The organism is Promicromonospora sp. NPDC050262, from assembly GCF_040655935.1.
Taxonomy (GTDB): Bacteria; Actinomycetota; Actinomycetes; order Actinomycetales; family Cellulomonadaceae; genus Promicromonospora.
On record NZ_JBFAKX010000024.1, the window covers coordinates 41,315 to 53,507 of the forward strand.

General features: G+C 71.6%; 12 protein-coding genes and 1 tRNA gene. 9 read left to right on the forward strand and 4 right to left on the reverse strand.

Annotated elements, in window-relative coordinates; all coding sequences use genetic code 11:
• Positions 1 to 5: 5 nt before the first annotated feature.
• The 8 genes from AB0I29_RS24970 to AB0I29_RS25005 are packed head-to-tail and all read left to right on the forward strand — an operon-like array spanning position 6 to position 6,377.
• Positions 6 to 260 carry a hypothetical protein gene (locus tag AB0I29_RS24970; RefSeq protein ID WP_357486684.1) on the forward strand — a complete coding sequence of 85 codons (255 nt, stop codon included), beginning with the start codon at positions 6 to 8 and terminating at the stop codon, positions 258 to 260.
• Positions 257 to 1,906 carry an FtsK/SpoIIIE domain-containing protein gene (locus AB0I29_RS24975; protein WP_357486686.1) on the forward strand — a complete coding sequence of 550 codons (1,650 nt, stop codon included), beginning with the start codon at positions 257 to 259 and terminating at the stop codon, positions 1,904 to 1,906. The genes AB0I29_RS24970 and AB0I29_RS24975 overlap by 4 nt, the downstream gene beginning before the upstream one ends.
• Positions 1,903 to 2,583: a DUF2637 domain-containing protein gene (locus AB0I29_RS24980; RefSeq protein WP_357486688.1), complete on the forward strand. Its 681-nt coding sequence runs from the start codon at positions 1,903 to 1,905 to the stop codon at positions 2,581 to 2,583. Before AB0I29_RS24975 ends, AB0I29_RS24980 begins: the two co-directional genes overlap by 4 nt.
• On the forward strand, positions 2,580 to 2,864 hold the full coding sequence (locus AB0I29_RS24985) for a WhiB family transcriptional regulator (protein WP_357486690.1): 285 nt from the start codon (positions 2,580 to 2,582) through the stop codon (positions 2,862 to 2,864). The genes AB0I29_RS24980 and AB0I29_RS24985 overlap by 4 nt, the downstream gene beginning before the upstream one ends.
• Positions 2,861 to 3,526 carry a hypothetical protein gene (locus tag AB0I29_RS24990; RefSeq protein ID WP_357486692.1) on the forward strand — a complete coding sequence of 222 codons (666 nt, stop codon included), beginning with the start codon at positions 2,861 to 2,863 and terminating at the stop codon, positions 3,524 to 3,526. Before AB0I29_RS24985 ends, AB0I29_RS24990 begins: the two co-directional genes overlap by 4 nt.
• Positions 3,523 to 5,094, forward strand: coding sequence for a replication initiator (locus AB0I29_RS24995; RefSeq protein ID WP_357486694.1), 1,572 nt, complete (start codon positions 3,523 to 3,525; stop codon positions 5,092 to 5,094). The genes AB0I29_RS24990 and AB0I29_RS24995 overlap by 4 nt, the downstream gene beginning before the upstream one ends.
• A gap of 30 nt (positions 5,095 to 5,124) precedes the next feature.
• Positions 5,125 to 5,298: a helix-turn-helix domain-containing protein gene (locus tag AB0I29_RS25000; protein ID WP_357486696.1), complete on the forward strand. Its 174-nt coding sequence runs from the start codon at positions 5,125 to 5,127 to the stop codon at positions 5,296 to 5,298.
• A complete protein-coding gene (locus tag AB0I29_RS25005) occupies positions 5,295 to 6,377 on the forward strand; it encodes a tyrosine-type recombinase/integrase (protein WP_357486697.1) in 1,083 nt (360 codons plus the stop codon). The genes AB0I29_RS25000 and AB0I29_RS25005 overlap by 4 nt, the downstream gene beginning before the upstream one ends.
• Before the next feature lie 60 nt (positions 6,378 to 6,437).
• Here the strand turns inward: AB0I29_RS25005 and AB0I29_RS25010 are convergent.
• The 3 genes from AB0I29_RS25010 to AB0I29_RS25020 form a co-directional block, all read right to left on the reverse strand.
• Positions 6,438 to 6,510: transfer RNA gene (locus AB0I29_RS25010), tRNA-Ala, on the reverse strand.
• A gap of 126 nt (positions 6,511 to 6,636) precedes the next feature.
• Positions 6,637 to 7,785, reverse strand: a complete 1,149-nt coding sequence (locus AB0I29_RS25015; RefSeq protein WP_357486699.1) for a hypothetical protein — start codon at positions 7,783 to 7,785, stop codon at positions 6,637 to 6,639.
• A 60-nt stretch (positions 7,786 to 7,845) separates the two neighbouring features.
• Positions 7,846 to 8,403: a GNAT family protein gene (locus tag AB0I29_RS25020; RefSeq protein WP_285105911.1), complete on the reverse strand. Its 558-nt coding sequence runs from the start codon at positions 8,401 to 8,403 to the stop codon at positions 7,846 to 7,848.
• A gap of 281 nt (positions 8,404 to 8,684) precedes the next feature.
• Here AB0I29_RS25020 and AB0I29_RS25025 point away from each other — a divergent pair, with 281 nt between their 5' ends.
• Positions 8,685 to 9,329, forward strand: a complete 645-nt coding sequence (locus AB0I29_RS25025; RefSeq protein ID WP_285105520.1) for a 5-formyltetrahydrofolate cyclo-ligase — start codon at positions 8,685 to 8,687, stop codon at positions 9,327 to 9,329.
• A gap of 68 nt (positions 9,330 to 9,397) precedes the next feature.
• Here AB0I29_RS25025 and AB0I29_RS25030 read toward each other — a convergent pair whose 3' ends face one another.
• Positions 9,398 to 11,932 carry a penicillin acylase family protein gene (locus AB0I29_RS25030; RefSeq protein WP_357486730.1) on the reverse strand — a complete coding sequence of 845 codons (2,535 nt, stop codon included), beginning with the start codon at positions 11,930 to 11,932 and terminating at the stop codon, positions 9,398 to 9,400.
• Positions 11,933 to 12,193: the final 261 nt, after the last annotated feature.

The following is a 12,193-nucleotide window of genomic DNA, read 5'->3' on the forward strand; positions in this document are numbered from 1 at the left end:
AGCTGATGGCACGCACGACGCGCACCACACGACGGATCAACCGCCGTGTCGTGGAAGCACTGGAGAACGCCACCCGCGCCGCTGAGCGCGGCACCGACGAACTGCGCAAGGCCGCGAAGGCCATGGATGCAGTCCAGGCAGAGACCCGGCTGCACAACGACCTGGCCGACGACGTCAACCACGCCTGGGTCCGGGCTGCTGATGCCGGGTTCGAGCTGCGCGCCCGCCTGGCCGCCGAGCAGGACGGAGAGGGCCGATGAACCCCCGCGCCACCTTCCGCGACTACGACGCCAAGGCACGTGCCCGGATCATCGCCGCCACGACCGGCCGTCCCGGTAAGGCTGGTGCGGCCTGGCGGGTCCTCGTCCGCGTCGCCAGCTTCACGGCTCGCCGGTTGTGGCTGTTCACCCGGGCGTCCGGCACCTGGGCGGTGAAGCACCCGGTCCTGCCCGTGGTCGGCCTCGTGCTCGCGCTCCTCTGGCACGGCACCCTGACCCTGGCGGAGTGGCCCGGCGACCGCACCACCGGGCCCCTCGTGCTCCTGGTCGCGTTCATGGTCCCCGGCTTGTTCCTCGGCCTGTGGGCTGCCGTTGCGCCGGCGCACTACCGGCGTAAGAAGAACGCCCGGGACATCCGCCGTGCGTGGCCCGAGGTCGCCAAGGCGTGCGGCATCTACCGCCGGCAGGAAGACGGCACGGTGTTCGTCTCCCGGCTGCGCAAGGTCACCCACACGCCCGGGACGGTGACGCTGCGGGTGGAGACGTTCGCGGGTCAGACGATGGACACGATCCGGCGCGCCGCTCCCGCGCTGGCGACCGCGTACAGCGCCCACGGGTACGACACCGTGCAGATCAAGCCCCGTGTCCTCGACCTGGTCCTGTTCACCACCGCGCGCCTCGCCCCGCGTGCCGCGGTCCTGCCGCACCCCGACGCGATCACGACCGACGTCGTCCCGGTCGGTCGCACCCGTGGTGGGGACGCCTGCACGATGCAGATCATCGGGCGGCACACCCTCGTCGTCGGTGCCTCCGGCGCGGGCAAGGGCTCGGTCCTGTGGTCCGTCGTCGGCGGGCTCGCTCCGGCCGTGCACGCTGGTGTCGTCCGGCTGTGGGGTGTGGACCTCAAGAAGGGTCTGGAGGTCGCCACCGGGCGGGGCCTGTTCGGGCACGCCGCCTACTCCGCCGAGGATGCCCTGGACGTCCTGCGCGCCCTGCTGCGCGTGATCGACGAGCGCGGCGCCAAGATGCGCGGCGTCTCCCGGCTGCACGTCCCCGCTTCGGGTGATCCGCTGCACGTCCTGATCATCGACGAGCTGGCCGACCTCATGGCGTACTCCGACTCGGAGATCCGTCGTGAGGCCGAGCGGCTGGTCTCCAAGATCCTGACCCAGGGCCGCGCCCTCGGGGTCGTCGTCCTGTCCTGCGTGCAGAACCCCCGGCAGGACTCCCTCGGCGGCACCCGTTCCCTCTACACCCAGAAGATCGCACTGCGTCTGGACTCCGACTCCGAGACCGAAATGGTGCTCGGTGGGCTCGCGCCGCTTGCTCCGGCGCACACGATCAACAAGAACGACCCCGGCACCGCCTACCTCGTCACCGAGGACGGCACACCCCAGCTCGTCCGCTTCGACTACTGGCCTGACGAACTGATCCGCACCACCGCGGTGCACTACGCCGCACCGGCCGAGCACGCCGCACCGCTGCCACGGAGTGGCGACGACGCCGTCAACGCCTGGGCAACCGCATCGGCCAAGGCAGCCGGACGCCTGTCCGACGACGACAACGCGGCCCCGGTCGCCGCCCCGGCACCCCGGCAGCGCAAGCCCAGGGCACCCCGCAAGCCTCGTGCGCCCCGCGCACCCCGGCCGGCCGCTTCGGCCGCATCCTCTGAGGAGGTCCAGTCATGAACCGCCCCACCGCCCGGCCCGCCGTCCGCATTGCCGCCGACTCCCGGCCCGTCCTGGTGTTCACCGTTGTCCTGACCGTGGCCGTCGCCCTGGCGTCGTTCGCCCTCTCGTTCGCGTCCCTGCGGGACGCTGCGCTGTGGGGTCGGGTGCCCGAGTCCCTCGCCTTCCTCGTCCCGGTTGTCATCGACGCCTCCGTCCTCGTCTACGGCCTGGTTGCCCTCGTCCTGCGGGCCCGGGGTTCCTCGTCGGTGTGGGCCTGGACCCTGATGCTCGGCTTCACGGTCGTGTCCATCGGCGCCAACGCTGCACACGCCTACGACGTCGGCCCCGAGCTGCGCACCATCGTCGGCGTCGTCCTGGTCGCCCTCGCACCGCTCTCGGTGCTGACCTCGACGCACGCCCTGGCGTCCCTCGTGGTTGCTCACACGCCCGCCGTCGACCCGGTACCGGTCCCGGTTGTTGAGCCCGTCGACGCCGCGGTCCCGGCCGCCATCGAGTCGGCCGCTCCCGTCGGCGTGAACCCCGCGCCGGCTCCGGACCCTGTCCCCGTTCCGGCCGAGCCGGAGCGCTCCCCGGTCGCTGCTCCGGCTGCTCGCCGGCCTCGTCTGGGCCGTGTCCGTCCGGTCACTCAGGACGCTCTGGACCTGCCCGGTCTGATGGTGAGGGCCGACGCATGATCGCCTCGGCCGACCAGATGCGCCCCGCCGCCTGTGCCCGCCCTGAGAACCAGCACCTGTCCTGGATCAGCGAGACCGCCGTCTTCACTGAGCGTGCCGCCATGGCCGCGGTGTGTGCCGCCTGCCCGGTCCTGGCCCTGTGCGCCCGCGAGGTCGCCACCACGAAGACCACGGCCGGGTTCTGGGCCGGCGCCGACTACACCATCCCCGACCCGCCCGAGCAGGACACCCTGCCCGGCCTCGAACTGCCCGGCACTGCTGCGGTGGGGATGGCGGCATGAGGCGCCCCAAGATGCTGGACCTGTTCTGCTGCCAGGGCGGGGCCGGCATGGGCTACCACCGGGCCGGGTTCGACGTCGTGGGCGTCGACATCGACCCGCAGCCGAACTACCCGTTCGAGTTCGTCCAGGCCGATGCGCTGGACTTCGCAGCCCGGTACGCGGGGGACTTCGACGCCGTACACGCCTCACCCCCGTGCCACGACCACACCTCGCTCAAGTCCCGTGCGGGCACCAACGGCACCGGCTGGCTACTGGGCGCCACGCTGGAGCTGCTGCCGACCCTGTTCGAGACGTACGTGGTCGAGAACGTCATGGGCGCGCCCATGCACACCGACATGGTGCTGTGCGGGTCGATGTTCGGCCTGCGCGTCTACCGCCACCGCAAGTTCCTCGTCGCCGGCCCGACGCTCCTCGCCCTGCCGCCCCACCCCAGGCACCGCGTCAAGACGTCCACGAAGAAGCGCCGCACCGACTGGGACGCGGGCCTGAACATCTCCGTGACCGGAGACATCGGCACCAGCATCGGTGGTCCTGCGATGGGGATCGACTGGATGACCGGACGTGGACTGTCCCAGGCCATCCCGCCGGCCTACACACAGTTCATCGGCGCCCAGCTCCTGGACCACCTCACCGACACCGCCCCGACCCTGGCGGCGGCATGAACACCGCACCACCGAGCACGTTCCCGGGGTTCGGGGAGCACGCACCGCTGGAGGTCGGTCCCGGCGCCCTGGGCTTCGCCACCCAGAGTGTTCGGGGCCGGTCCGTGCGCGGTGCCCTCGAAGCGTTCTCCGAGACTGCCGCCGCGGTCGGGTACTGCTCCCACCCCGTACGGCTCTCCGGCTCCTCGATGACCGTCGACACCACCACTGGCGAGGTCGTGGGCCAGTACTCCTCCGACGACGCACCCATGGGCCTCCTGTACCGCCCGTGCGGGAACCGGCGTGAGGACGTCTGCCCGGCCTGCTCCCGCGTCTACGCCCGCGACACGTTCGCGATGATCCGCTCCGGCCTCCTGGGCGGCAAGACCGTGCCCGAGACCGTGGCCGACAACCCCCTCGTCTTCGCGACCCTGACCGCCCCCTCGTTCGGGCACGTCCACGGCATCCGGGCCAAGAACGGGCACAAGGCCGGCGGGACCTGCCGCCCCTACGACCGCGCCAAGGTCTGCGAGCACGGCCGCTCCGAGTCGTGCATGCGCGCCCACACCGAGACCGACCCCGCCGTCGGTTCGCCGCTGTGCTGGGACTGCTACGACTGGACCTCCGCCGTGGTGTGGCAGTGGCACGCCCCGGAGCTGTGGCGCCGCTTCACCATCGCGCTGCGCCGTGCCCTGGCCGGCTACCTCGGGCTGACGGACTCCGAGCTGAAGCACGCGGCGTCGGTGCAGTACGCCAAGGTCGGGGAGTACCAGGCTCGTGGGCTGATCCACTTCCACGCCCTGGTCCGCCTCGACGGACCCACCGGCCCCGGCTCACCCGCTCCGGTCGACGGCGTCACGCTGGCCGGCCTGATCGAGTCGGCGGCGCGTGGTGTTCGGGTGGAGGCTCCTCCGGTCGATGGTGCAGACGTGCCGCGTGTGCTGGCCTTCGGGTCCCAGCTCGACGCGCGGACCGTCCGCACTGGCCTACCGGATGCTGCCGCTGACGACGCCCGCACCTCGGACACCCTCGTGCCCGAACAGGTCGCCGGCTATCTCGCGAAGTACGCCACAAAGAGCACCGACGTCGACCCGGCCTCACCCCGCCCGCACCTGGCCCGGATCACAAGGGAATGCCGCCGCCTGGCCGACCGCGCCGCCACGGCGTGCCGCCCGGACGGGTACGAGCCGGAAGAGGACGAGGACGGGTGCGTGTGCGGGACGTGCATCGAGTCGCCGTACCGGCTGCTGGCGAAGTGGGCGCACATGCTCGGCTTCCGGGGTCACTTCTCCACCAAGAGCCGGCGCTACTCCGTCACCCTCGGGCGCCTCCGCTCAGCTCGGGCACGGTTCGCCCGCCTCCAGGCCGAAGCACAGCGCGCCGGCGAACCGCTCGACGTGACCGACCTGGAACGCCGGCTGCTGGCCGACGACGAAGAAACGACCCTCGTAGTCGACGGGGCGTGGTCCTACGTCGGGACCGGCTGGCCGACCAACGGCGAGAAGGAACTCGCGGAGGCTGCCGCAGCTCGAGCCCGCGAATACGCCCAGTGGAAGGCAGCACAGAAGCACCCGGCCCGTGCGGCCTGACAACGACGTGTGAGTGTGGAAGGGGAAGTGATGGACGAGTACCTGACGACTGAGGAAGTCGCGGCCTGGCTGAAAGTCGCGCCGTCGACCGTGTGCCGCTGGCGGATGGCCGGGAAGGGCCCGCGCGTGACATGGCTCTCGCCGTCGCTCCCTCGCTACCGACGTGAGCACGTAAACGCCTGGCTGAAAGCGGTGGCGGCATGAGCATCACCAAGACGGCCAACGGTCGGTTCCGCGCCCAGTTGAAGAACGGCCGGCAGTTCGTGGGGTCGCGCACCTTCGACACCAAGACAGAAGCCAAGAACTGGCTGAACCGGGAACGGGCTGCGCTCGACGGCGGTATCGATCCCCGCGCGGGCAAGGAACGGGTGCGGCTCGTGCTGGATCGTTGGCTGACGATCCGGAAGACGACGGTCGCGAAGAAGACCTATGGCGCTGACGCGGACCTGCGGCGGCTCATGCCCACCAGCATGCAGAACGTGCACCTGTCGGCCATTTCGGAGCGGGAGGTCGCCCGGTCGTTCGAGGTCCTGCTTGCTCGGGGCCTGGTGGACTCGTCGGTGGTGCGGTATCGGGCGAGCCTGTCGTCCTTCTTCGCCTGGTGCGTGCGAGAGAAGCTGATCGTGCGGAACCCGGTGACCGGCGTCAAGGTTCCGAAGGGCTCGGGTGTGGTCGAGGAGATGGACCCGTTCACGGAGCACGGCCTCGAAGCGGCGTACCTGACTTGGAAGATGAAGGACGAACGGCTGGCGGACATCCTGCTCGTGATGGGCTGGACAGGCCTGCGCTGGGGAGAGGTCCGCGCGATGCAGGTCGCGAACTTCGTTGAGGTGCCGACGCCAGGTCTGATGGTGCGTCGCAGTCAGCCGGAGGGCTCCCCGATCAAGGCCACCAAGGGCCGGTCGATGCGCCGGGTCCCGCTCGCGGATCGCGTACTGCCGATAGTCCGTGAACTCGCCACGGGGCGGGCTGCGCACGAGCTGCTCTTCACAACGGCGACCGATGCTCAGCTCTGGCGGTCAAACACGCTCCGAACCCTGGGGTGGGAGAAGACCGGACAGGGTCGGCGGCTGCACGACCTGCGGCACACCGCCGCGTGCCTCTGGCTCTCCCGCAGCGTCGCGCCGGGAACGGTCCAGGCGTGGTGCGGCCACGAGTCGATCGCGACGACGAACCGGTACCTGCACTTCCTCGGCACGGACGCCGACAAGGCCGGTCTGAACAGGCTGAACAACGACTTGGGGAGCGCGGGGGGTGCGCGAGATGCTCGCAACCACGCCTGAGACGCAAGAAACCCCGCCTGACTCAGAGCGTTTGCCCTGGTCAGACGAGGTTTCTACCGGTGGAGCTAGGGGGATTCGAACCCCCGACCTTCTCATTGCGAACGAGACGCGCTACCAACTGCGCCATAGCCCCTCGGACTGCAGAAGACTAGCACTTCACAGCCGGGGCTCCGCAACTTGATCCGGTGTCGCGCGGGTCACGAACGCGTGACCCCCGCGACACCGACCAGCCACGACGCCGGCGGCGGGGTGCGGCAGGTCACCCCGCCGCGCGGCGTCGGGCCAGGATCTCCTCGAGCGGCTGTCCCAGCGTCTCCGACTTCATACGGGGCGGCTCGCCCCGGAGCAGCTCGTCCTCGGCGACCGCGTCGGCACCTGCCTCGGCGGCACCAGCCGCCGACGTCGCGCCAGAAGCCGCACCGGGCGAAGAGCCCGATCCCGAAGGCCCGGAACCGCCCGGACGCCCGGAGGTGCCCGCAGACGCCTTCCCGGACGCCGGCGCGGCCGTCCCAGGAGGCAGCGCCGCAGGCTGTCGCTGCGGCGCCCTGGGCTTGGTCACGTACGTGGGCAGCGGCACGGGGACCGGGTCCCAGGCACGCCCGCTCGGCGGCTCGTCGGCCGAGGCCGGCGCGTCCGCCGTCGACCCGGCACCAGAGGGCGCCTCGTCCACGACCTCCGCCGGGACCTCGATGACCCGGGGCTTCTCCGGGCCGTCGAGGATCTCGTCGAGCACGTTCTTGCCGCCCACCCGCGGGATCGCCTGCGTCTCCGTATCCGAGCCGCGTGTCGCCAGCCCGACGACCTGCGCGCGGTTGCGCGGCGCGTACGGGCCACCGTTCGCGAGGGCCCGGGCCTGCGTGGCGCGCTGCCGCGCCGCCCGGACCGTCGCGTGCCACCGCGCGTCCGCCCGGCGGGCGGCGCGGGCCGCGCGACGCCCCAGGAACAGGACGAACAGCAGCATGGCCGACGACGCGACGGCGGCGCCCCAGTGCAGCTGGTCGAAGCCGACGAGCGTCCACGCCACGACGCTGGACACCAGCAGGAAGATCGACACGATGAAGCGGCGGCGCGCCCGGGCGGCCCGGCGCGCGCGGCGCTCGACCCGGCGGATGCGCTCCGCCGTCAGGGGGCGGCCGCGCACCATGATCTGGAGCGGGAGGCCCTGCTTCGGGGTCGGGTGGGCGACGCGCGGCACGCCCTGGCTCGTACCTCGCCGGTTGCCGTCGTTGACCATCGCCCCTCCTCTCCTACCCGAGCCGCTCATGGCGACGATGCGCAGTCCGCCCGAGAACCGGTCCGGCACCCGGGCGTCGGCCAGCTCCGCCCGTCGACGCACCATGCTCGGCAGCCAGTAGCCCAGCCACAGGACGAACAGCGCTACGGCTGTGAGTCCCGCGGTCGATTCCACGACACGACGGTAGGCGAGCATCACCGCGCCCCGCCGCACCACGCACGGCGTGTCCTGCCGTCACAGCGCCTCGCGCAGACGCTGCCAGCGCGCCAGCAGGCCCTCGGGAACCTCCTCGCGGGTCACCGCGAAGGTGCGGTGGTCGCGCCACTGACCCTGGATGTGCAGGAACCGCTCGCGCACGCCCTCGTCCCGCAGGCCGAGCTTCTCGACGACGCGCAGGCTCGGCTTGTTCTCGGGCCGGATGTTGATCTCGATGCGGTGCAGCCCCAGGAAGAAGGCGTAGTCCGTGGCCATCGCGACCGCCGTCGGGATCACGCCGCGCCCGGCCACGGACTGGCTGACCCAGTAGCCGATGCTCGCGGAGCACATGGAGCCCCAGGTGATGGACGCGACCGTCAGCTGCCCCACGAGGGCGCCGTCGAGCTCCACGCCGAACGGGAGCGACGTGCCCGCGCGGGCCTGCGCCGAGAGGGATCGCACGTACTCGCCGAACGTCGAGGCGATGTACCGGTTCGCACCGGGCGACGTCGCCTCCCAGCGCTCGAGCCAGGCCGCGTTCTCGGCCCGCAGGCGCGACCAGTCGGTCGCGTCCCGGCGCCGCAGCGGGCGCAGCACGACAGTTCCCGCCGGCGTGTCCTCACGCAGCGTCACCGGCCATGGCTTGGCCACCGTCCACCCCTTCACAAACTTTCCCGTGGTGCCTTCCGGCACGTCCGACCTACTCGACGGCAACATCGTTCGCCCCTTGCCACGCCCCGTGAGGTTTCCCTCGCTGGAGGAGGGTCTACCACGCTCGGTGGCCTGTGACCCGTCGAGCAGCCGCTCGGTCATGTTCTCGCCTTCTTCGTGCGCCGTTCGTAACAATCCAGTCTCGGAGTCTTGGCACAATAGCGGTCATGAGCGGCATCTCTGTTCCGACGCCACAGCCCTACCCCGTCCATCCCGGGATGGAGACAGGTGACGCCAAGGAGGAGCTCCGCCGTGCGATCCGCGCCCAGCGCGGCCTGCGGTCCGCCCGGCGCCGGGCGGAGGCCGCAGCGATGTTCGCCGACGTCATCGAGTCCATCCCCGAGGTACGCGACGCCGGTTGCGTCGCGGCGTACGCGGCCCGCAGCGCCGAGCCCGGCATGCTGCCGCTCCTGGACCGCCTCGCGGACCGCGGCGTCCGCGCGCTGCTGCCGGTGCTCGGCGCAGGGCTCGCCCGCGACTGGGCCGACTACAGCGGCCCGGACGACCTGCTGGAACGCGCCCCCGGCCGCCCACCGGAGCCCGGCGGCCCCGCGCTGGGCACGGACGCCGTCAAGCTGGCCGACGTCGTCCTGGCGCCCGCTCTCGCCGTCGACACCCGCGGGGTGCGGCTCGGGCAGGGCGGTGGTTGGTACGACCGCGCCCTGACCCACCTGCGGCCGGGCGCGAAGGTGGTCGCCGTCGTCTTCCCTGAGGAGGTGTACGACGCCGCGGACCACCCGCTGCCGCGCGAGGAGCACGACATCCTGGTCCACGCCGTCGCCACCACGACCGACTGGCGCTGGCTGGGCTGAGGCGGGCGCAGACGCCGGACGCCGCCCGGCAGGGTGCCGGACGGCGTCAGGGCGGGCGCACGACGCCGCTAGGGCGTCAGGGTCTGCTCGTCCTCGCTGGCCCGCCCCACGGCCTCGGTGGTGAACGGCCACGGGAAGGTCTCCCCCGACGCCCACGCGCCGAGCTGGTCGTCGTAGTGCGGCGACGCCGGGTGCGCCGACGTGCCGGTCACGACCACCCACGTGGACGCGTCCAGGTCGGCGAGGTCCACGACCATGCGCATCGACGGGCCGCTGGTCACCTCGAAGCTGCCGCTGGCCGCGTCCCAGGACGTCGCGTTCACGATCGAGGAGCCGCCGCCGACCTTGACCGGGGCCGGGTTCATGTAGGTCGAGATCGGGGCCGGGACGCCCGAGCCGCCGAGCACCAGGTGCTCCAGCCGGAGCTGGTGCAGCGTGCCCCACTCCCAGTCGCTGGTGTCCTTGCCGAGCTCGACCGTGAGGTCCTGGCGGGCGCTGACCAGCGCCTCCGTCAGCACCTGGTCCCGGCTCTCGACGACCGCCACCGTGGACTGGTCGTCCCAGAAGGCGTCGTTCGGGTTGTCGAGCATGCCCTGGATGACGGCGAGCCAGCGGCTGCCGCCGTCGGGCCACATGGACTGGGGCAGCTCGTCGTTGAAGGTGGTGCGCAGCAGGTTGCGCCAGACCGCCGCGAAGTAGGCCGCCGCGGCGGAGTCCTCGTCCATGGAATAGTCCCAGTCGGCCAGGAGTGCCTGGCCGTCCGAGTCGTAGCCGGCCGGGAGCTCCACCGCGAGGAGCACGGGCACCAGGGTGTCGGCGAACACGCTCCACTGGTCCATCTGGAACTCGGACATGTCGGCGGCCGTCAGCTTGCGGCCCTCCGCGATCCGGTCGGTGAGCAGGGTGCGGATGCGCTCCGACCGGTACCCGTAGTCCCAATCACGACTGAGGAACGGCCCGTTGCCGCCGGGCAGCACCGCCTGGTTCGCCGCGACGACGAAGCCTTCCTTCGGGTCCACGACGCCGGGCATCTGCGCCGGGTCGACGTAGCCGGTCCAGTCGTAGCGGGCGTCCCAGCCGGGACGCGGCCAGGTGCCGTCCGACTCGACAGCGCCGGGCACGCTCGCGCGCACCGGGATCTTGCCCGGCGCCTGGTAGCCGATGTGCCCGTCCGTCGTGGCGAACACGATGTTCTGGGCGGGGACCTCGAACTTCGCGGCCGCCGCCTTCATGTCCGCGGGGGTCTTGGCGCGGTTCATCTCGAACACGGCGTCCGCGGTGTGTCCCGGCTGGAGCGCGGTCCACTGGAGCGAGATCTCGTACTGGCCCAGCTCGGTGCCGGTCTCCGTGGGCGAGCCGCGCACCGCGTCCATCTCCTTCTCGTCCATCACGGACGAGACGATCGGGCCGTGCACGGTGCGCCGGACCTCCAGGTCGACCGGGCTGCCGCCGTCGACCCGGATCACCTCCGTCTCCTTCTCCATCGGGACCCACTCGTCCGCGCCACGCAGGTACGTGTCGTTGCGGACGCGCTCGATGAAGAAGTCGGTGACGTCGGCGCCCATGTTGGTCAGGCCCCAGGAGATGTCGGCGTTGTGGCCGATGATCACGCCCGGGAAGCCGGAGAACGAGAAGCCGGCCACGTCGTACGGGCACTCCGGGCCCACCTGGTTGCAGTGCAGGCCGACCTGTGCCCAGATGCCGGGGGCGGCGAGGTCGAGGTGCGGGTCGTTGGCCAGCAGCGGCTTGCCCGACTCCGTGTACTGCCCCGAGACCACCCACGAGTTGGAGCCGGTGCCCTCGCCGCGCGCGATCTGCACGGGCACGGCGTCGAGCGCCTTCTGCGCCGACTCGAGGGCGTCGGCGAGGTTCGCGCTCTGGTAGACGTCCTTGGTGGCCGACGCCGTCTCGGTACCCGCCGGGACGTTCGCCTGCGCGCCCGCCTCGGCGGGGTCGAGGATCGGCGCGTTGCCGGTGCCGGAGTAGGCCGGGAACAGCTCGGCCACGCGCGAGGCGTCGTCGAGGGTGCTGAAGGCCAGGGCCCGGTCGAGCTCGTCGTCGTAGTTGCCGCGCAGGTCCCAGGCCATGGCCTTGAGCCAGGCCAGCGAGTCGATCGGGTCCCACGGCTCCGGCTCGTTCACCTCGACGCTGACGTCGAGCACCGTGTACTCCACGGCCGTCTCGCCGGGGCTGCGGTTCTCGAGGTAGGCGTTCACGCCGTCCGCGTAGGCCTGGAGGTACTGCCGGGTCTCGTCGTCGAGGATGTTGAACTCCTCCTCGGCGACGTGCCGCCAGCCGAAGGTGCGCGTGACCATGTCGGCCTGGATCGCGTCCTCGTTGTTGCCGACCAGCTCGGCCAGGCGGCCAGCGGTCACGTGGCGGCGGTAGTCCATCTCGAAGAAGCGGTCCTGCGCGTGCACGTAGCCCTGCGCGCGGAACAGGTCCTCGGCGGTGTCCGCGTAGATCTGCGGTACGCCCTGGGCGTCGCGGCTCACGCGCACGTCCGCGCTCAGCCCCTCGACCTGCACCTCCCCGGAGGTCTCCGGCAGCGGACGGCGGGCGGTGAGCCACCCGAAGGTCGTCACGGCGACCAGCGCCAGCAGGACGACGACCGTGGTTCCGACCAGGAACTGGCGGACACGGGTGGTGCGAGTCCGACGGCGCTTGGCGGGCCGTGCACCGGTGGACGGGGCTTTTTCGACGGGCTCTACAGGCTCTGCGGGAGTGGTCGCGGACACGCAGTGGAGACTACCGTCCGCCCCAGGGCTTGGGTGAACGCGCTTGGGTGAACAGCCTCGGGAGATCCTGGGACTATCCCCCGCCGCTCGACCGTTACTATTGGCACTCGGAAACCCCGAGTGCCA